Below are 20,629 nucleotides of genomic sequence, written 5' to 3' on the forward strand. Positions count from 1 at the left end.
AAGCCGTCTCATACTTGAGGCGGCTTTTTTTGTTTTGTATTTACTGTGAACTAAGACTAATTTTTTGCAATAAAGTCATTAAGTACTATTTATTACTTCTGAAAAATACCCATTAATGGGTATTGAATTGTACTCCTGTTTAATTTAAGTTTGAGTTCTCATTTAGCATTGAGTTAATAACGAGTGTTTTATATTATATTTTATGAAATAAGATTTTTAATTATTGCATAATCTTTGTTTTCGTGTCTAATTCGGTATATAAATAATAATGTATAGCACATGTCAATTTGAAGAGATGATTTATCATTAGAGATTTTCAAAAACACAAATTATAAAATAAGTTAGAAAATAACCCTTCAATAATTAAATAAAATAAGGAGCAAGCTGAAAATCCTAATAAAGAGTAGGCAAAATTAAAATTTCCAAAAATGAAAAAAATCTACTTTTTATTTGTACTTGCAGTTACAGCATTTACTGCGACTGCAACCATTAGAACCGTAAACAATGGATCAGTTGGTGCAGGACAATATACTTCTGTACAGACAGCTGTTGATGCCTCAGCAGTTGGGGATACTATTTACATTCATGGTTCTCAAACCAGTTACGGCGATGTTACACTAAACAAACGTCTTGTACTTATTGGCGCTGGACATCATGTTAAAGGTACGCAGTTTAATTTTTCAACACTATTAAATTATATTTATTTAAGCCAAGGAAATTCGACTACTTTACCAACTGGGAGCACCATAAAAGGAATAAATTTTATTGGAGTTTCTGGGTCTGGCGGATCTTTAGCTGTCAATAATATTACTTTAGAAAGAAATTTTATTTCTTCTAATGTATCTATTTTGGGGTCTGGTTGGATATGTCGGAATAATTTTGCTAATTATTTTGCTGTCAACAATTTTAAAAACACAATCATAAGCAATAATGTAATTTCATCGTCAGGTATATATTATTCAGACAAGCCAAGCGTAATAGTTACCAATAATATTTTCTTAAGTGGAAATTTCTTGTATACCGTAAAATATGCCACAGTTACTAATAACATTATGATAGAGCCTTCTTCTAGTTATGATGCTTATAATTCTCAAAATACTTGGAATAAAAATATAATGATTTATGCTGACCCAGCAAACTACAAAACTTTTCCTCCAACAAACAATACGGGGGTAGGAAACGTAAACACTGTTGACGCACAATTTACAACAACAATACCATTGAATATTACACTTGAAGATGCTACAAAACACGACTGGACTTTATTAGCCACTTCATTAGGTTTTAAATATGGAACTGACGGAACAGATATTGGTATCTATGGTGGTAGTTATCCATCTCCCAACACAACAGGAGCCACAAATATACCTCAAATAACTAGTATGGATATTCAAAATTCTGTACTACCTCAAAACGGGACTTTAAATATAGAATTTATGGCTAAAGGCCAACAATAAGAAAGATTTTCAAATCATTTCTGAATTTAAAAATTCTAATCTAAAACCCGATTCACGATGAAAAAAATAATATTTATATTATTTGTGATACTCTCTACATTGTATGGATCACAAATTAATGCCCAAACAGTGCCTACTCCGAACTGGGCTTGGGCAACAAACATAACTGGGGCAAGCGCTGTAGCTACTGCAGATGATGGCTCAATTTTTACGGACACAGCTGGAAACAGTTATGTTGTAAGCCAAATAAGTTCGCACGTAAACATCAAAAAATACGATGCAACTGGAACTTTGGTTTGGGATCGTGTTGGAAGCAGTGGTGTCGGAGTTGAAAACCCAACTGACATTATTGCAGACGAAGCAGGTAATTATTATATTACTGGTTCTTATACAGGTTCTGCTACTTTTGGAGTAACAACCTTATCCAATTCAGGACAATCAGATATTTTTATTGTAAAATATGATGTTGACGGGAATGTTGTATGGGCTCAAAAATATGGCACTGTAAACGGAGAGCAAGGAAATAGTATTGCAATTGATGCTACTGGGAATTCTTATATAGGAGGATATTCCTATAGAGGAAGTTTTGGCTATGTTCAAATTTTTTATGCTAAATACGATTCAGCTGGTGTAGCTCAATGGACAAAAGTGGACGGTGGTTATTATAACGTGATGAATTTAGAAAATGTAGTTAATGGTATATCCGTTGATAATTATGGAAATTCATATCTTACAGGTTCTAATCGAGATTATAATTACAACAGAAGCTTTTTTATAAGAAAATGTGATCCTTCAGGAAATACAGTGTGGCACAAAAAAGGAGCTACTGATTATTCTATTGGTAATGACATTATCACTGATGCAGTTGGAAACAGTTATGTAACAGGAGCTTATTATTCATCAGGAATATACGATATTTTCACAACTAAATATGATGCCTCAGGTCAAATTCTATGGTCAAAAACTGCAGGAGGTGTAGACAATGACTATGGTGATGGCATTGCTATTGATATGGATGGGAACTGCTATGTTTCAGGGAGGTTTCAGCAAAGTGCTGCTTTTGGTTCTATAGCTATTAGTAACCTTAACAGCGGTATCAGTGACGTTTTTGTAGCCAAATATGATAAATTAGGCGATGTAGTCTGGGTGCAACAAGCAGGTGAAAGCGGAGAGGATGCTGCCAGTAAAATTGGCGTTGATGGGGCTGGAAATGCTTATGTTAACGGTTATTATACGACTAGCACTACTTTTGGGACTACTTTATTAAATGGTGTTGCTAGACAGCCTTTTATTGCTAAAATTGGTGATCTTATAGAAGGGACAGAAATGATTATGACTCTTCCGTTAGCTTCTCATAATTACAACGCAGGAGGTTCTATAAGTGTTCCTTTTTCTACTAAAGGAACTTTCCCTGTGGGTGCTACATTTACAGTAGAATTATCTGATCCTTCAGGTTCTTTTTTTTATCCTAAATACATTGGTGTAGGCACAACTAGTCCTATAAACTGCGTTATTCCTTCGTTAACTATTCCTGCAGCTGAATACCGTATCAGAGTGATATGTGCAGCACCAGCGGTATTAGGTACCGATAATGGAAGCGCTATTACAGTAAATGGCAATAGTCAATTGACAACACCTGATTGGTCTTGGGCAACAAACATAGATGGGATAAGTGCTGTAACTACTACAGATGATGGTTCAATTTTTACCGATGCTGCAGGAAACAGTTATATTGTAAACCAAATAAGTTCACATGTAAACATCAAGAAATACGATACAACAGGGACTTTGGTTTGGGATCGTACTGGAAGTAGTGGTACAGGTGTTGAAATACCTACTGATATTACTGCAGATGCTTCTGGAAATTATTATATTACTGGATCTTATATAGGTTCTGTTACTTTTGGAGTAACAACTTTATCCAATTCAGGACAATCAGATATTTTCATTGTAAAATATGATGTTGACGGGAATGTTGTATGGGCTCAAAAATATGGCACTGTAAATGGGGAGCAAGGAAATAGTATTGCAATTGATTCTACTGGAAATTCTTATGTAGGAGGATATTCCTATAGAGGAAGTTTTGGCTACGTTCAAATTTTTTATGCTAAATACGATTCAGCGGGGGTAGCTCAATGGGCAAAAGTGGACGGTGGTTATTATAACGTGATGAATTTAGAAAATGTAGTTAATGGTATATCCGTTGATAATTACGGAAATTCATATCTTACAGGTTCTTATAGGGATTATGGTTATAATACAAATTTTTTTATAAGAAAATGTGATCCTTCAGGAAATACAGTGTGGCACAAAAAAGGAGCTACTGATTATTCCATGGGAAATGACATAGTAACTGATGCTGTTGGGAACAGCTACGTTACAGGTGCCTCTTATTCAAGTTCGGCTGTGACATTCTACGATATTTTTACCACAAAATACAATGCCGCTGGTGTTGTAGTTTGGACTCAAAACGGAATCGGTTTAGATGCTGATTTTGGTGACGGAATTGCATTAGATGCAAACGGGAATTGTTTTGTTACTGGGAGGTTTCAACATAACACTGATTTTTCTGCTCTAAACATTAGTAATACCAGCAGTGGTATCAGTGATATTTTTGTAGCCAAATATGATAGTACAGGTAATATTGCCTGGTTACAGCAAGCAGGAGAAAGCGGACAGGATGCGGGCAGCAAAATAGGTGTTGATGCTGATGGGAATTGTTACATTAATGGGTATTATACTACCAGTACAATTTTTGGTATTACATCTTTAAATGGTACAACAAGAAATCCATTTTTAGCAAAAATAGGTATAACGGCAGATACTACTTTAGGAACAGCTCTTGTAAAAGGAGAAAACTTTTGCGGAGGTGCTGTAGTTACAGTAGATTTTGCCATAACAGGAAAGTATGATGACGCTAACGTTTTTACGGCTCAATTGTCAGATGCCGCAGGGTCATTTAGCAGTCCAGTTAACATAGGAACGCTAAATTCGCCATTAAACACAAGTATCTATGCAGTTATACCTTTGGCTACACCTGTAGGGACGGGTTATCGTATTCGTGTAGTAAGCAGTAATCCTACTTTAATTGGAAATGATAACGGAATTGATATCGAAATTAATCAAACAGATTGCAAAAAGAACATTGTTAAGCTTGATGTGAAACCAATTGCAGCTATTGAATACTTTATAGACACCGATCCCGGAGTTGGTCAAGGAACCCCCTTAAGCACTGCAGGTGGACTTACTGTAACTGAGAATTTTCAAATTGCATTGCCAACGCTTACCGAAGGATTTCACAATTTGTTTATCAGATCTAAAGACATTGATGGTAATTGGGGAATGTATGAAGGTAGGGTTTTTTACGTTCAGCCAGAAGCTTTGGTACTAAGCAGTTCTCCAATTGTAGCTGCAGAATACTTTTTTGATACTGAACCAGGTATTGGAAATGGAACTGCATTAGCTTCATTTACTCAGGGTAATCCTCTTAGTATAACTACTCAGGTTTCCACTACAGGATTGTCAGAAGGGTTTCATAATTTGTTTTTTAGAACCAAAGATTCAAAAGGAAAATGGAGTATGTATGAAGGTAGAGTTGTGTATATGCAGCCAACTGCAGTTAGTACTGCAATTGAACCTATTGTTGCTGGAGAATACTACTTTAATACGGATCCTGGTTTAGGAAATGGAACTGTAATTAACATTGGTACGCCTGCTGAATCAATCACAGTTGCGCTTTCAGATATTGCCACTAGCACTCTTAGCTCAGGTGATCACAATGTTTTTATTAGGGTAAAAGACAATGGTAATGCATGGAGCTTGGCTGAAAAAAGAACCTTTACTATTTGTTCTGTTCTATTAACAGCACCAGTAATAACTGGTAACGCTGTAGTTTGTTCTGGACAAGGACTTAATCTTACTGCTGGTACTGTAACAGGTGCTGCCTCTTATTTATGGACAGGACCAAATGGTTTTACGGCTACTACACAAAGTATTGCTATTGATAATTTGGCACAATATCAAACCGGAGAATATAGTGTTATAGCTGTAAACGGAACTGGACCTTGCGGGTCAGGACCTGCCTCAAAAATAACGGTAAGTATTAGTACGACTCCTGAACCAACAGGAACTGCTACACAAACATTCTGTAATGCTGCAAAAACATCAAATCTACTGGCTACTGGTACTTCAATAAATTGGTATTCAGATACTACTGGAGGTGCTCCTTTGGATAGTACTACTGATTTGGTAAATAATACTTGGTACTATGCAAGTCAAACTTTAAATTCTTGCGAAGGGACAATACGTTTAGCGGTAATGGTTACCATTAATGTAACGCCTGCTCCAACCGGATTAGCAATACAAACTTTAAGCAGCGGTGCAGTTTTGTCAGATATTATAGTCGATGGAACTGAAATTAAATGGTATGCTACAGATAATGATGCAATTGCAGGGATAAGCCCTTTGGTGGATGGAACTGTATTGCAGAATTCAAAAACGTACTATGCTACCCAAACTTTAAATAATTGCAGCAGCGAGGCTAATTTGCCTGTTACAATTTCTTTTACATTGGGTGTTGATGATTTTGATTCTAAACTGTTCTCCTACTATCCAAATCCAGTACATGATAATTTGAATTTATTTTATAATCAAGAATTAACAAGTGTAAAAGTATTTACTGGACTTGGACAGCAAGTGATTTTTAAAAACATAAATGCAACCTCTGATAGAATTGATATGTCAAATCTTCCAGAAGGCATCTATTTTGCCGAAATAAAATCAAACAATACTGCGAAAATTATCAAGGTGATAAAAAAGTAAACAATTAATTATTAAAGTATATCAAGAGTCACCTTTTTGGGTGGCTTTTTGATTTTTAGGAGTATTAATGGTTAAGGAGTTTAAAATTAAAAAGTTATTAATAAATAAGAAATAATTATTTTTTATTTTATGGAAGGCTGCTTAAATTTCACCACTTTAGTGTTGATTGTATCAATAGTTATGAAGTTTTATAGAATTAGATAGTAAAACATTCAAAAAAAAAATCTTAAATATAGTGTTATTTTTTGTCGCTTTCAGGTGTTAAAAGATAATACCTCTAACTTTTGCTTCCCGAATTAAATCAATATCATTTCCTGTTTCTATTTTAAATAATTCTTTTAAAGCTACTTTTCTGCTTTCTATAGCAAGTATTGAAATTGGAATGTATTGTGGAATATCTTTTGTTTTGGTTCCTTTTGAAATATGGAATAAGATTAATTTGTCAAATTGGTCGATACCTTCAAAATCATTATTAATTTGATCGGCCATTTTAATTACAGAATGACTATAATAGATTTCATCTTTTAATACAATGTCAAAGCCAAAAAGTAACTCATCAAATGTTAAGTCGTTTTTTATCACTAGGCCGGCTGGATTTATAGAGTCTATTATGTTTTTAATTTTGAGTAATTCAGTGTACATGGTAAGCAAAATAATTTTGCAATTGGGCATTAATTCGATAATTAATTTAGCTAAATCTTCACCAGAAAGAATTCCTTTTTCTTCATAAACAGGCATGCTTATGTCCAAAAAAGCAACATCAAATGGAGGTGTTTCCGGATTTGAAATAATATTATATCCAGTTTCACAATCTTTGCCTTGAGTAAAAGAGTATTCGTAAAGATTGGGTTTGTATCGTGTAATGGCATTTTTATACCCATCAATTATAAAAGGATGATCGTCTACGATTAAAATATTCTTTTTAATTAATTTTTCCACTTTTGAATCCACTACCATTTTTATACTGTTTTATGTGTTTTTTGAATTGGAATCACTATCGTTATTGAAGTTCCTTCTTCCTTTTTTGATTTTATTTCAAGAGTTCCTTCACATTCTATAGTTCTTGTTTTTATGTTTTGCAGACCGATACCTTTTTTAGCTCGGTTGATGTTAAATCCTATACCATCATCACTTATTTTTAAAGCTAAATTGTCATTTTGTCTTTTGAATTCAACCTTAATCTTTGTTGCTTTTGCATATTTATTACAATTTTGAAGTGATTCTTGAAGAATTCGGTATAAATTAATTTTTACAGTATTGTCAATTATGTCCCATTTTATAGTAGGATCGATGTGTGCAAGAAACTTAGTAGTATATGTTTTTTTTTGTTCTTCGAATAAATTCGTGACTATAGCCACGAAGTTATTAATTAATTCTGATTTTTCTCTATTCAAGTTGTGTGAAATTTCACGAATATCTTGTTCTATGTTTTTGAGTTCAGAAAGGTAATTTAATCGTCTTTCGATACCAGAATCGTCTTTTATTTTGTTTAAACTATCTAAATTTATTCGTACACCAAACATTCTGCCCAAAACGCCATCATGTAATTCCCGTGCCACTCTTTTTCTTTCTTTAATACTATTGATTTCTATAGTGTTTTGTTGATTGATTAATAAATTATATATCTCAGCATTCGCTTGTTGCTGTTGTTGTTTAAATATTAATTCGCGTTGTCTGACCTTTTGTAATTTAATGGTATACAATAATATAGCCAATATTATAAAAGATCCGAAAATTAATAAAAGTTTCTTATTTTGACCTTCCAGATTGGTGTTTTCGACTTTTATTTCGTCGGTTTCATATTCTATTCTGGAGAATTTTTCACCCATTTTGCGTTCTGCTTTTTGCAAAAGATCATTAATAAGGATGTATTCTTTAGAATATTTAGAAGCATTTTTGGGGTCTACAGCTCCCATTTGTTTGAGAGATTCGAGGATGCTTCTCAATCGATTGGTACTACGGGAGAGCCTAAGTGCTTGTTTGGCATATTGAACGGCCTTTAGCGTGTCATTTTTGGAAGCAAAATATTCAGACAAATGGGTTTTGTTGATGATAACTCCAGCGGTAAGATGCAAACTATCTCTAATTTTAAGAGCTCTATAAAACTGATCAGGAAGCTCATCCCACTCTTTAAGTTTGAATTTAGCATAGGCTAAATTATCGAGTAACATAGCGTATAATTTGGGTTTGTCTTCAAATAAATGCTCCTGTTTCAACCCTTCTTCGAAATTGCTTTTGGCTTGTTTGTAATTTTTCAAGTTCAAATACACATAGCCCATATTGTTTAAGGATGATGCTTTCGATTGCAATACCGATGGTAAAGATTGGTTGTCTATGATGGCCAACGCTTTATTATGGTATTCTAAAGCTCTGTCAAATTCTTCCCTTTCATTGTATAAAATACCCAAAAGATTATAGGACTCATAAAGTAAATCATTCGAATTTTCTCCTTTAAGAGTTTTCAATGCTTTGAAAACCGCTATTTCACTGTTAAAATAATCTCTCTCGTTGAACTGTAAATTTGCTTTACTAAAAATGGTTTTAGCTAGATTGTAATTGCTGTTGAGATTAAGGTATAACTTTTCTGCTTTAAAGTAGTACAAATAAGCGCTGTCAGATATGGATTGTGCACTATAGTAATCACCTAGATATGTGTAGGCTTTAGCCATATTTACTGTGTCACGACTTTTTTTGGAACGTTCTAAAATGAGTCTAGAGGTTTCAAGATAACCATTCCAATCGTTCATATTATAATATCGATTGGCCACTTTAAAGAGGTTGACTTTATTAATGGAATCGTCTTTTTGGTTCATTATAATAGCAAATGCCTTTTGATTGTATTTTTTTTTGTAAGTAATGGGCAAATGGTCGTCATTAGCAAGAGTTAGATAGGAAGAAAGACTGTCTTCTGAGGTGTTATTATTTTTTGAGGCTATTTTATTTTTGGTACAGCCAAAAACAACAACCAAAAAAAGAATTAGTATGTAATAATATTTTTTCAATATCAGGATTTGAGTTGAATCAAAAATACTAAAACTTTTCATATAAAAAAAGGCTATCAAGTAAATGACAGCCTTTATCTTATTTTTGATTTAATTGTTAGTCTATTTTTTTTCCTCCTCCAGAATCTTGTCCGCCATTTCCATCAATATCGGATAATTGATTCATCGTAGAATTAGAAAAATTACCATTGTAGTCTAACTTTCTAGTTCTTCCAGAATCTTGTCCACCATTCCCATCAATAGATGTGATTACTGCATTATCAGCAATTTTAGAAGTTGAAATTTTTGGAGAGGCAAATGAAGTTGTTGCCAATACTAATGTAAATAATCCGATTGTTAAAATAGCTTTTTTCATGATTTCTGGGCTTTATGTTGTTGTTATTTTTTACGTTTTTGATTCCGTTTGTGTTGGAATTCTTTTGTAAAACTACACAGTAAGCTGCGATAATCAATTCAAAAAAAGGGGTTTATGGTAAATGGTATTCGTTTGATAGTGAATGGATAGCAATTCAGAGCAAACGACATTTTTTTAGGTTTCTATATAATTTTCATTCGCAAATTCAGAAATTATAAAGTCAATATTGGTTTTGTAAGACTTTGAAAACGGTAGTTTTATCGTGGTTTTCTTGATGTAACATAAAGAGTTTCCCGTATGGATTCTAGAGATATAATTTCGATTCACAATGTAGCTGTTGTGTATTCGTACAAAAGGATTGGATAAAACAGTTTCAAAATGTTTTAATGTTTTGAATGCCGTTATCATTTCTCCATTTTTCAGATGGATATCAGTAGAATTGTTGTCAGCTTGGAAATAACAAATCTCATCAGAATCAATGTATCTGTGATCGCCATAGGATTTGACGCATAAAATGAATGATTTTTTGCTGTTTTTTAATCCAATATCGGCTAAATTTTGTTTTTCTTTTATGCTTGTATTTTGAACGAGTAGTACTTCGTCTTCAGTGTTTATTTTATTCAACTTATGAATCAATTTCACAAAATCGATAACCAATAGTGGTTTTAATAAATAGTCAATAACTTCGTATTTAATGCAATCAAAAGCAAAATCTTTTTTCTTAGTAGTAATGACAATTTTGGGTAATTCCTTTAAATACATCATTAATCCATTGATTAACTGTAAGGTGAGATTGCTGTTTTTGTCAATGGGATCTATTTCCAAAAAGATAAGTCTTGGCATATGTTTCAGAATTAAATCTACTCCATCTGCATAATTGTCAGCAGAAGCAAGAAAATTTAATTCAGAAAATTCACTGGCGATTGCCTTTGTTTTTAAAACGCTTTCGGGGTCATCGTCTATGATAATATAAGTGTAATTCATGTTTTTAAGACTTAATGGTGTTATTTAATTCTTTTTAAGCATTTCTAAATTTATACTTTTCTATTTAAAATAATTATTCCTAAAGAACGATTGAGGAAAAATAAATAAATAATTATGTGATTAATCGAAAGAAAATCACTCAAATTTATGTTTTTTTAATGCAATTTGATAAAAAGCAATTGAAAAATTAAATACTATTCAGTTGTAAATTAAATACATATATTTGGAATACACGTTTTTTTAAATTTTAAACAAAAAAAATGCTTCTCAATCGAGAAGCATTTTTTAAAATATATTTGGATAGTTACATTTTCATCAACCAGTTTTTCATAGAAACTTCATTTTCTATGATTGATTTCAAGTCGGCGATAGCTACACGATCTTGTTTCATCGTATCTCTATGACGAATGGTTACCGTTTGGTCTTCGATTGTTTGGTGATCTACTGTGATACAAAATGGAGTTCCAAGTGCATCTTGTCTTCTGTAGCGTCTTCCTACTGCATCTTTTTCATCATATGCCACGTTGAAATCCCATTTCAAATCATCAATGATTTTTTTGGAAATTTCCGGTAATCCATCTTTTTTAACCAATGGTAAAACGGCAGCTTTTGTAGGTGCTAGAACCGCAGGTAATTTCAATACTGTTCTGGTTGAACCGTCTTCCAATGTTTCTTCTTTTAATGAAGTTGCAAAAACAGCCAAGAACATTCTATCCAGTCCTACTGAAGTTTCTACCACATAAGGAACGTAATTTTGATTCCATTCGGCATCAAAATATTGTAATTTTCTTCCTGAAAACTGTTCGTGTGCTTTTAGGTCAAAATCAGTTCTGGAGTGAATTCCTTCTAATTCTTTGAAACCAAAAGGGAAATTAAATTCAATATCCGCAGCTGCATTGGCATAGTGAGCTAGTTTTTCATGATCATGAAAACGGTAATTTTCTTTTCCTAAACCAAGGGATAAATGCCAGTTCAAACGAGTGGTTTTCCAGTGCTCGTACCATTGCATTTCTTCGCCTGGGCGAACAAAAAATTGCATTTCCATTTGTTCAAACTCGCGCATACGGAAAATGAATTGTCTCGCTACGATTTCATTTCTGAAGGCTTTACCAGTTTGTGCTATACCAAAAGGCACTTTCATTCTTCCTGATTTTTGTACATTCAAGAAATTCACAAAAATTCCTTGAGCGGTTTCCGGACGCAAGTATAAATCCATAGCGGTATCAGCAGATGCGCCTAATTTGGTACCAAACATCAAGTTGAATTGACGTACTTCGGTCCAATTTCTGGAACCAGATTCTGGACAAGCAATTTCTAATTCTTCGATTAATGCTTTTACATCGTCTAAATCACCAGCTCCTAAAGAGCGACCCATTCTTTCCAGAATTTGTCTTTCTTTAGCTTTGTATTCCATAACTCTTGCGTTGGTGGTCACAAACTCTTGTTCGTTGAAAGCGTCACCAAAACGAGCACGTGCTTTTTCGATTTCTTTGATTGCTTTTAGATTTAACTTTTCAGCATAATCTTCAATCAGTACATCGGCTCTGTATCTTCTTTTGGAATCTTTGTTGTCTATCAATGGATCATTGAAGGCATCTACGTGACCCGATGCTTTCCAAGTGGTTGGATGCATCAATATAGCCGCATCCAGTCCTACGATGTTATCGTTCATTTGAACCATCGATTTCCACCAATATTCGCGTATGTTCTTTTTTAATTCTACTCCGTTTTGTGCATAATCATAGACAGCACTTAAACCATCGTATATTTCGCTAGACGGAAAAATAAATCCGTACTCTTTTGCATGCGAAACTACATTCTTAAATAAATCTTCTTGTTTTGCCATAATAGTGCAAAAATATAAAAAGGGAAATTAAAAAAAGAAAAAAATGAAGTTAGAAATGGTGATTTTCTTATTTTTATGGATAAATAAATTTTTTTATGCTTAATTCCTTGATTAATTTGTTTTTTCCAAAGGTTTGTGCTTGTTGTAAAACATTTATAGGTGCAAATGAATATGTAATTTGCACGGTTTGCCGACATGAATTGCCTTTGACTAACCATCATTTGAATCCCGAAAATGAAGGGTTCAAAAAGTTTTATGGCCGAATTCCCGTCGAACATGTTTCAGCGTTATTGTATTTCCATAAAAAAGGAATGGTTCAGGAAATAATTCATAATCTAAAATACAAAGGACATGAAGAAATTGGCACTTTTTTAGGAGAATGGTATGCTGCCGATTTGAAGAACACTGCAATGATAAAAAATATAGATGTGATTATTCCTGTTCCATTGCATAAAAAACGTTTGAAAGAACGCGGTTATAATCAAGTTACCAATTTTGGAATGGCCTTGTCCGAGAATTTTAAAATTCCTTTGAGTGATTCCATTTTAATGCGGAAAGTATATTCTAAAACCCAGTCCAAAAAAAATCTTTTGGGTAGAATCGAAGGAATTGAAACGGTTTTTGATGTAGCTTTCAGCGAAGAAGACACAAACAAGCATTTCCTTTTGATTGATGACGTATTAACCACAGGAGCGACTCTTGAAGCTTGCTCGAAAGCGTTGCTCAAAATTCCCGGAGCAAAGATTAGTATTCTTTGTATGGCAATGGCACATTCTTGATTTTCCTTGAATATAATTTAGATTAAAATATAGAAGATGTTGTAAAAGCTGAGTGAGGGATTACTTCACTATAAATTTATTTTCATCGGAGTTCAGTGAGTTTCATTTGACGGAAGCTACCGAAGTAGCCCAGATAGCCGACTCCGCTGAGAAAAAGGGCTGTACCACCGTTGTCATAAATAAGGCCTTTTTCTCAACGGGGGACTCCCTAATGATTTTGAAAACTATTTTCGTGCATAGGTTTTGAAATACCCACATTCATTGATGATTTCTTGATAATATTTGGTTTTCGAATAATTGGCTTTTAGATTCTTGAAACCTTGCCAAGCGATAAAATTGATTTGGTCATCCTGAATGTCCCAAGTGGATAAATTAAGCGAATAGTATTTTTTGTTGTAGAAATCATTACGTTCACATTTGGCAATCATATATTGACATTTGGCTTTTTGTTCGTTGTTTTTTGTAGCCATAAATGCTTTTTCATAATAGGTTTTCGCCAAAGAGCAATTGGTAATCATGTCCCGAATTGGATCTCTGAAAAAATCAGGTGTAGAGCCTTCTCCCGCAATATTTCCTTCATAAAACAGTCGGCCGTTACCAAAATGGGTGATGTTGTAAAAGGCATTTCCAAGTAAAAGATTGTTGTTATACAGATCGACTTGCTTAGCGGTATTATCTTGCATTTTTTGGATAATGGTCAAGAAATCCAGCATGGTGTATTTCTTTTTTTGAGGAGCTTGATGGTCGCAGTCGTGACAATCTTTGATGTTTCCTAGAAACGGATTTCCATAAAAAACTGTTTTTTCCAATCCGTCAGCTTGTTTCATAAATGCTATAGCTTCTGGGATTTTGTTTTGAAAAGTTGCTTTAACTCCTTGAAAATAATTAATATCCGCTAGTTTGATTTCATAAATAGTGGCGCCAATTTTTTCTATTTCGGTTTTGTTTGCTTTGGATAAGAAAGCCTTCATGGCGAGCAGTTGTTTTTCATTGTCATAAAAACCAGACTCGTGATTAAAAATTTCGGCCATCACGGTGTTTTTTTGTGAACGGTATAATGCTGCTAGATAGTTTTTGCTCCATGCGGTAGCATTTTCATAACGGAAATTCTCAATGGCATTTTTAGGTAACTCTGAATACAACCAAGATAAATCAGCTAGAATCGTTTTTTCGTTTTCTGGATTCAACTGGTCAATTTTGCTTAGGTTATTAACGAATCTTAGCAATCTTACTTGATTTATTGCCAAAGTTGTTTTGGGCATTATATTTTCTGCTTTGTCAAAATCCTTGTCGGCCTGTTTGAAATTTCCGTTTAGGGTTTCAAGGTAGCCTGCCGCCACATTCCATAAATAGGGCTTTGCTGTCTTGTCGGATTCTGCAATTTTGGTAACCAAATTGATGGTTGACTTGTGGATGCTGTCTTTGGTTCTTTTTTTGTTTTCAAGAACCGTTTTGTCTTTGAACGATTGGTCTATTTTGTTTTCTTGATTGTTAATTAATCGGGTTAATAAATAATCAAGGTGCTGGTTTTTGGGCTGCAATTTATAGATTTCGGCAATGGCTTTTTCTTCGTCATTGTAATAACCCTGAATGGCCCAAAGAGCAGCTTTCTCTTCTTTAATTTTTGTCATGGAAAGAGATTGCTGCCAGTCTTTTTCTTCCTGTGGATGAAAACAATAGGCCGAAACTACTCGCATAGTTGGGCATTTGTCAAAAACCTGACTGTAGAGAAAGTTGGATTTGGCAAAGTGTTTTTGTTTGTATTCAATTCCAGCGATATAGGCCAATGCTCTATAATATAAGGTATTTTTTGGTACTGTTTTTTCCGTTTGATTAAAGAAAGTAACTCCATTTATTTGTTGATCACTGTAAAAGTTAGCTTTGATTATAAGAAACCAATAGCGGTTTTTCAGGAATGGATCTTTGGTTTCGTTGTATTTTTTTTCTAATGTTTTGATCCAATTGAGGTCTGATAAAACTTCTGGTTTTACTGTTTCGTCATAATTCCATGAATCGTATTTTTGGGTAGAATACGTTTCTACAATTTGCGCATCATTTAAAAACAAAAGAAAGTCTTTTATCTTGCTGTCGTTTAATTTAATTTTTTTGTTCCATTTATCAGTCCATTTGTTGGATTTTCCTTTTTTGTAATAAACGACTAAATCGGCTACATCCGTACTACTTGAATCGGTCAGGAAAAAAGTCAAATCTTTTTCGTCGATTTTTCCTTCTAGGTAGGTAGACCAATCCTTAATGTTTTCGGAGTTGAATCTTGTAAGATGTTCTGTATCGTATCCAATTCCGTAAAAAACATCCGTAGATAAGAAAAGAGGGGAATAGGACTTGTCGACAAAAGTCTCGGGTGTAAAGTTGGAATCAAATGACCAACCCCAATCGCCATCGGAACAAGCATAGATAGTTCCGTAAACCAAAAGGGTAAGTGCGCTAAAAGCAATCAATAACTTTTTTAAAAAGGCCTTCTTCATAATTTTTTAAATTGAATTCGTCTAAATCGTAAAAGATAATTTCTTTCGGGTTTTGTGTGGTGTTTTCTTTAAGATCATTTGCCATTTCGAACAAATCGTTTGCTGCTATTGTTTCTAGTTTTAATTGGTCATTTTCTTTATAAAAAATACCGTCTTGAAAGTTCGAACGTGTAATGGTAAACCAATTATTTTTTGTAAGAACAAAACTACTGTTATTTTTTAAATTATGGGCATCAATTTTGTTTCTAAGCCCAATTATTTTTCCGTCCCTGATTTGGATCCCCCAAGAATAAATAGGTAATGCTATGTCAAAGGGCAAAGGATAGTTCTTTAGACTTGATAAATAACGGGTGGCAATATTGCGATCGTATATTGAATTTAAAGAATCGGTTGCTATTTTACCCATATTGTAATACATCAGTACACCTCGATCTACATTTGGGATTTTTGTTTTTTTAAAATATTTTATCTGATGCAAACGAATGGTAGCTGAAAGTTTCTTTTTTGAAACCTTTTTAAAAGCTTCTATAAAATGCAAATAATTGTCTTTGCTCGCCAAAGTCCAATCGCAGTCGATTTGGATTTCCTGAATGGCAATGTTCTTTTTTGAGTTGATTTGTTGAATGAAACTATTTGTTTTTTGAGCCAAGTCCAACACGTTTAATTTCTTGTCGAGCATCACCTTGTTTTTGATGTACACGACAGGGATAATTTCAAAATTAGCAGTTGAGGTTTCAAAACGAATCGGAGTTCTGGGATAAGGCATTTGAGTTTGCTCAATCAGATCGACATCAAAATAGCGAATATAAAGTCTTTTGACTTGGTTTGTAATCAAGCAGTTTTTTTCTTTTGGCGAAAGCCTAAAAATGGTTTTCCAGTAATAAAAAGAGATTGCAGGCTTTTCCTGTTGTTGACAGGATATAAACAAAGTGAGGATAACACCAAAAAGAATTATTTTTTTCAAAGAGAGATTGTTTTTAGATATTACTCTTTTCTTTTTTTTGCACTATTATAAGTCCAATAGGCTAATAAAACCAATATAACAAAGGGAAGATAGGATCCGATAAGAACGCCGATTTGATATCCTTCATTGGGAGCATTTTTAATTTTTTCTTCAATGTTTATTTTTTGAAGCAGTAGTATAAAAGCTGTCATTGTTATTTGATTAAAGCGTTTTTTGAAAAATCAGAAAGTACTAGTTTTCCCGAGATTGCGGCTCTTTCTTTTAGTAATTTATCCCAATGTGCGGTACCTTCCCAAAACACTTTTTTCATTTCGTAAAGAGCATCTGGGTTGTAATGAGATAATTTTTTGGAGAAAGCGGTTACTTCTTGATCCAGCTCCTCCTGTGTTTCCAGTATTTTGGCATATAGTCCTTTTTGATGTCCCCAGAAAGCTGTCTTCCATTCGTGTGCTGCCAAAGTCATTTCGGACATCGCTATTTTTCCTATTTTTCTGCTTACAGCAGGTTCAATCACAAATGGACCAATCCCAATGGCCAATTCGGATAATTTTACACTACTTTCAGTAGTTGCCAGTGCATAATCACAAGCAGCAGCAATACCTACGCCACCTCCCACGGCCTTACCATGAATTCGGCCTATGATTATTTTTTTACAAGAACGCATCGCATTAATCAAATTGGCAAATCCAGAAAAAAAGCGAGTGCCTTCTTCAAGAGTACTAACCGCCAATAATTCATCAAAAGAAGCGCCAGCGCAAAAGGCTCCTGTTCCTTCGCTTTTTAAAATGATTACAGATATCTCTTCATTGTCACTCAAAAAAGTAAGTTCATTGGTCAAACGATCCAACAATACTCTTGGGAAAGAGTTACTGGCAGGATGACCAAATTGCACCGTAGCAATTTTGTTCGCTATGGTTGTTAAGAGGGTTCCGTTTTTATCAGGTGTAATCATAAGGTGTATTTTGATGTAAAGTTAAAAAAAGGAATGGAAGCAAATTATTATTTTTTTGGTTTTAAAAGAATAGTGTTTTTGAAATTTGCATATTCCTATAATTATATGTTATATTTGCGCCACAGTTGGGGGATTAGCTCATTTGGCTAGAGCGCTTGCCTGGCAGGCAAGAGGTGATCGGTTCGAATCCGATATTCTCCACAAAAACCCAAACATAGTTTGGGTTTTTTTATTCCTAATCTATTTATGTACTACACTTACATTATTTATTCGATTACACTTAATAAATATTATGTTGGTTCTTGTCAAGACGTTGAAGTACGTCTTCAAGATCATTTGAATAGCAGAAGTAAATACACAAAAGTTGCTAAAGATTGGGAATTAAAATATTTTGAAACTTTCGTTACCAGAAGTGAAGCCTGTCAAAGGGAATTGCAAATTAAAAAGATGAAAAGTAGAAAATATATTGAAAATTTGATAGTGAATAAGAGCTAGAGCGTCCCGATTTTTCATCGGGAAGGTGGTCGGTTCGAATCCGATATTCTCCACACAGTAAACCCAAACATTGTTTGGGTTTTTTTATGCCTTGTTCTGAAAAAAGTTAACTAAAAATTAAAAATATTGAACCATTAAGAAATTAAGACTCATTAAGTCTCACGGTCTTTCTTAATGAATCTTAATTTCTTAATAGTTTGAAAAAAATGATTGTCTATAATGTCTTCAGTAAAACATTAATAGTATCCTTAAATTTTAGTTTTTTTAATCTCAAGCTAAATTTTAACTCCAATTTCCTAAATCTTTCCATATTTTTGTTAGGTACTTAACCTAATAATTTATGAAAAAAATCCTATTTCTGATGGCTGTATCTACTTCAATGGTTTCTTTGGGGCAAAACCAAAAACCAATTCCAATAACTTATCCCAAAACTGCAAAAAGCGAAACGGTCGATGTGTATTTCGACACCAAAGTAAATGATCCGTACCGTTGGCTTGAAGACGATAAATCGGCGGAAACAGCTGCTTGGGTAAAAGAGGAGAACAAAGTGACCTACGATTATTTGGATCAAATTCCTTTTAGAGAGGCTTTGAAAGCCAGACTTGAAAAATTATGGAATTACGAAAAAATAAGCGCACCGTTCAAAGAAGGGAATTTCATTTATTATTACAAAAATAATGGCTTGCAAAATCAAGCGGTTTTGTATCGCAAAGATGCCAAAGGCAAAGAAGAAGTCTTTCTGGACCCGAATACCTTTTCAAAATTAGGAACCACTTCATTGGGCGGAGTCGATTTCTCAAAAGACGGTTCGAAAGTAGCCTATTCTATCTCCGAAGGCGGTAGCGACTGGCGAAAAGTAATTTTGATGGATGTCAATACTTTCAAGAAATTAGAAGATACTTTGGTGGATGTAAAATTTAGCGGTATAGCTTGGAAAGGAAACGAAGGATTCTATTATTCCAGTTATGACAAACCAGAAGGAAGCGAACTATCGGCCAAAACCGACCAGCATAAATTGTATTACCATAAATTAGGAACGGCTCAAAAGGATGACAAAGTAATTTTTGGCGCAGACCAAAAGCGCCGTTATGTAGGCGGAAGCGTAACCGAAGACAACCATTATCTAGTGATTACTGCTTCCAATTCTACTTACGGAAACGAATTGTACATTCAGGATTTGACCAAACCCAACAGTCCTATCGTAACGATTGTAGACAATTTCAACAGTGATAACAACATCATAGAAAACGAAGGCGGAAAATTATTTATAGAAACCGACTTAAATGCGTCCAACAAACGCATTGTAAGTGCGGATGTCAACAACCCAAAACCAGAGAATTGGAAAGACATAATTCCCGAAACCGAAAATGTTTTGACACCAACAACTGGAGCTGGATATTTCTTTGCCAATTATATGAAAGATGCCGTTTCTATAGTGAAGCAATATGAGTATTCGGGTAAATTAGTGCGCGAAATTAAATTGCCGGGATTAGGTACAGCTGCTGGATTTGGAAGCAAAAAAGAAGAAAAAACACTTTATTATTCCTTTACCAATTATATCACACCGGGGACGATTTATTCGTTTGAACCAAAAGCAGGAAAATCGGAGGTGTATGATCAACCGAAAGTAGATTTCAAAAGCGAGGATTACGTTTCTACCCAAGTGTTCTATACGTCCAAAGACGGAACCAAAGTTCCAATGATAATCACACACAAAAAAGGTTTGAAACTCGACGGAAACAACCCAACCATTCTTTATGGATACGGTGGATTCAACATTAGCTTGACGCCAAGTTTTGGTATTTCGAATGCCGTTTGGATGGAAAATGGTGGCATCTACGCCGTAGCCAACCTTCGTGGAGGAGGAGAGTATGGCAAAAAATGGCACGATGCGGGAACCAAAATGCAAAAACAAAACGTCTTTGATGATTTCATTGCCGCTGCCGAATACCTGATTGCGCAGCAATATACTTCCCCAAATTATCTGGCCATACGAGGCGGATCTAATGGCGGATTATTGGTAGGAGCCACCATGACGCAACGTCCCGATTTGATGAAAGTCGCTTTGCCGGCCGTGGGCGTGATGGACATGTTGCGTTACCATACTTTTACTTCGGGTGCCGGTTGGGCTTTCGATTATGGAACCTCGTCAGACAGCAAAGAAATGTTTGAGTATCTAAAATCGTATTCTCCAGTCCAAAATATAAAAGCAGGCGTTCAATATCCTGCTACTTTGGTCACTACGGGCGATCACGACGACAGGGTAGTTCCGGCACACAGTTTTAAATTTGCTGCCGAGTTGCAGGAAAAACAAACAGGAACGAACCCCGTTTTAATTAGAATCGATATCAACGCAGGCCATGGAGCTGGAAAATCACTCGCGGCAACCATTCAGGAAATTTGCGACATCCAAGCTTTTACGCTCTATAACATGGGATTTAAAACATTAGCAACAATAAGTAATCCTTAGTTTGATACGGAGCTTGAT

At 34.4% G+C, this 20,629-nt stretch carries 14 protein-coding genes and 1 tRNA gene; 6 read left to right on the top strand and 9 right to left on the bottom strand.

Going from position 1 to position 20,629, the window contains the following annotated elements; genetic code table 11:
- Positions 1-428 precede the first annotated feature (428 nt).
- A complete protein-coding gene (locus tag KZH69_RS01575) occupies positions 429-1,457 on the top strand; it encodes a right-handed parallel beta-helix repeat-containing protein (protein ID WP_219315703.1) in 1,029 nt (342 codons plus the stop codon).
- A 57-nt stretch (positions 1,458-1,514) separates the two neighbouring features.
- Entirely contained in the window at positions 1,515-6,278 is a 4,764-nt protein-coding gene (locus KZH69_RS01580; RefSeq protein WP_219315704.1) for a T9SS type A sorting domain-containing protein, read from the top strand.
- Between the two features lie 261 nt (positions 6,279-6,539).
- On the opposite strand, the gene KZH69_RS01585 is transcribed toward KZH69_RS01580, so the two are convergent.
- The 5 genes from KZH69_RS01585 to KZH69_RS01605 form a co-directional block, all read right to left on the bottom strand.
- Positions 6,540-7,235 (bottom strand): response regulator, encoded by a 696-nt coding sequence (locus KZH69_RS01585; protein ID WP_219315705.1) that lies wholly within the window; start codon positions 7,233-7,235, stop codon positions 6,540-6,542.
- A gap of 2 nt (positions 7,236-7,237) precedes the next feature.
- The gene (locus KZH69_RS01590; RefSeq protein ID WP_219315706.1) at positions 7,238-9,322 is read right to left on the bottom strand and encodes a tetratricopeptide repeat-containing sensor histidine kinase; all 2,085 of its coding nucleotides are present in this window, start codon (positions 9,320-9,322) and stop codon (positions 7,238-7,240) included.
- A gap of 55 nt (positions 9,323-9,377) precedes the next feature.
- Positions 9,378-9,635 (bottom strand): hypothetical protein, encoded by a 258-nt coding sequence (locus KZH69_RS01595; protein ID WP_219315707.1) that lies wholly within the window; start codon positions 9,633-9,635, stop codon positions 9,378-9,380.
- A gap of 174 nt (positions 9,636-9,809) precedes the next feature.
- Positions 9,810-10,619 (bottom strand): LytR/AlgR family response regulator transcription factor, encoded by an 810-nt coding sequence (locus tag KZH69_RS01600; protein WP_219315708.1) that lies wholly within the window; start codon positions 10,617-10,619, stop codon positions 9,810-9,812.
- A gap of 304 nt (positions 10,620-10,923) precedes the next feature.
- Positions 10,924-12,465, bottom strand: a complete 1,542-nt coding sequence (locus tag KZH69_RS01605; protein ID WP_219315709.1) for a glycine--tRNA ligase — start codon at positions 12,463-12,465, stop codon at positions 10,924-10,926.
- A 95-nt stretch (positions 12,466-12,560) separates the two neighbouring features.
- On the opposite strand from KZH69_RS01605, the gene KZH69_RS01610 reads away from it, so the two are divergent.
- Positions 12,561-13,244: a ComF family protein gene (locus tag KZH69_RS01610; RefSeq protein ID WP_219315710.1), complete on the top strand. Its 684-nt coding sequence runs from the start codon at positions 12,561-12,563 to the stop codon at positions 13,242-13,244.
- 224 nt (positions 13,245-13,468) lie between these two features.
- Here KZH69_RS01610 and KZH69_RS01615 read toward each other — a convergent pair whose 3' ends face one another.
- The 4 genes from KZH69_RS01615 to KZH69_RS01630 are packed head-to-tail and all read right to left on the bottom strand — an operon-like array spanning position 13,469 to position 17,646.
- Complete coding sequence (locus KZH69_RS01615; RefSeq protein WP_219315711.1) at positions 13,469-15,730, bottom strand: hypothetical protein; 2,262 nt, start codon at positions 15,728-15,730, stop codon at positions 13,469-13,471.
- Positions 15,690-16,694 (bottom strand): hypothetical protein, encoded by a 1,005-nt coding sequence (locus tag KZH69_RS01620; protein ID WP_219315712.1) that lies wholly within the window; start codon positions 16,692-16,694, stop codon positions 15,690-15,692. Before KZH69_RS01620 ends, KZH69_RS01615 begins: the two co-directional genes overlap by 41 nt.
- Positions 16,695-16,714: 20 nt before the next feature.
- Positions 16,715-16,885, bottom strand: a complete 171-nt coding sequence (locus KZH69_RS01625) for a hypothetical protein (RefSeq protein WP_219315713.1) — start codon at positions 16,883-16,885, stop codon at positions 16,715-16,717.
- Positions 16,886-16,887: 2 nt separating this feature from the next.
- Positions 16,888-17,646 (bottom strand): enoyl-CoA hydratase/isomerase family protein, encoded by a 759-nt coding sequence (locus KZH69_RS01630; protein ID WP_219315714.1) that lies wholly within the window; start codon positions 17,644-17,646, stop codon positions 16,888-16,890.
- A gap of 127 nt (positions 17,647-17,773) precedes the next feature.
- Between KZH69_RS01630 and KZH69_RS01635 the strand changes: the two genes are divergently transcribed.
- From KZH69_RS01635 to KZH69_RS01645, 3 genes are all read left to right on the top strand, one after another.
- A tRNA-Ala gene (locus KZH69_RS01635) sits at positions 17,774-17,847 on the top strand.
- 45 nt (positions 17,848-17,892) lie between these two features.
- Complete coding sequence (locus tag KZH69_RS01640; RefSeq protein WP_219315715.1) at positions 17,893-18,141, top strand: GIY-YIG nuclease family protein; 249 nt, start codon at positions 17,893-17,895, stop codon at positions 18,139-18,141.
- 340 nt (positions 18,142-18,481) lie between these two features.
- Positions 18,482-20,611, top strand: coding sequence for a prolyl oligopeptidase family serine peptidase (locus KZH69_RS01645; protein ID WP_219315716.1), 2,130 nt, complete (start codon positions 18,482-18,484; stop codon positions 20,609-20,611).
- The last annotated feature ends 18 nt before the right edge of the window (positions 20,612-20,629 follow it).

Origin of the sequence: Flavobacterium taihuense (assembly GCF_019351435.1) — a bacterium.
GTDB lineage: Bacteria > Bacteroidota > Bacteroidia > Flavobacteriales > Flavobacteriaceae > Flavobacterium > Flavobacterium taihuense.

What these genes read in the sequence shown, in the direction of transcription:
- KZH69_RS01640 (WP_219315715.1), top strand. Translation starts at nt 17,893, where the DNA reads ATGTACTACACTTACATTATTTATTCGATTACACTTAATAAATATTAT.
- KZH69_RS01645 (WP_219315716.1), top strand. Translation starts at nt 18,482, where the DNA reads ATGAAAAAAATCCTATTTCTGATGGCTGTATCTACTTCAATGGTTTCT.
- KZH69_RS01605 (WP_219315709.1), bottom strand. Translation starts at nt 12,465, where the DNA reads ATGGCAAAACAAGAAGATTTATTTAAGAATGTAGTTTCGCATGCAAAA.
- KZH69_RS01625 (WP_219315713.1), bottom strand. Translation starts at nt 16,885, where the DNA reads ATGACAGCTTTTATACTACTGCTTCAAAAAATAAACATTGAAGAAAAA.
- KZH69_RS01600 (WP_219315708.1), bottom strand. Translation starts at nt 10,619, where the DNA reads ATGAATTACACTTATATTATCATAGACGATGACCCCGAAAGCGTTTTA.
- KZH69_RS01580 (WP_219315704.1), top strand. Translation starts at nt 1,515, where the DNA reads ATGAAAAAAATAATATTTATATTATTTGTGATACTCTCTACATTGTAT.
- KZH69_RS01585 (WP_219315705.1), bottom strand. Translation starts at nt 7,235, where the DNA reads ATGGTAGTGGATTCAAAAGTGGAAAAATTAATTAAAAAGAATATTTTA.
- KZH69_RS01630 (WP_219315714.1), bottom strand. Translation starts at nt 17,646, where the DNA reads ATGATTACACCTGATAAAAACGGAACCCTCTTAACAACCATAGCGAAC.
- KZH69_RS01610 (WP_219315710.1), top strand. Translation starts at nt 12,561, where the DNA reads ATGCTTAATTCCTTGATTAATTTGTTTTTTCCAAAGGTTTGTGCTTGT.
- KZH69_RS01615 (WP_219315711.1), bottom strand. Translation starts at nt 15,730, where the DNA reads ATGAAGAAGGCCTTTTTAAAAAAGTTATTGATTGCTTTTAGCGCACTT.
- KZH69_RS01575 (WP_219315703.1), top strand. Translation starts at nt 429, where the DNA reads ATGAAAAAAATCTACTTTTTATTTGTACTTGCAGTTACAGCATTTACT.
- KZH69_RS01590 (WP_219315706.1), bottom strand. Translation starts at nt 9,322, where the DNA reads ATGAAAAGTTTTAGTATTTTTGATTCAACTCAAATCCTGATATTGAAA.
- KZH69_RS01595 (WP_219315707.1), bottom strand. Translation starts at nt 9,635, where the DNA reads ATGAAAAAAGCTATTTTAACAATCGGATTATTTACATTAGTATTGGCA.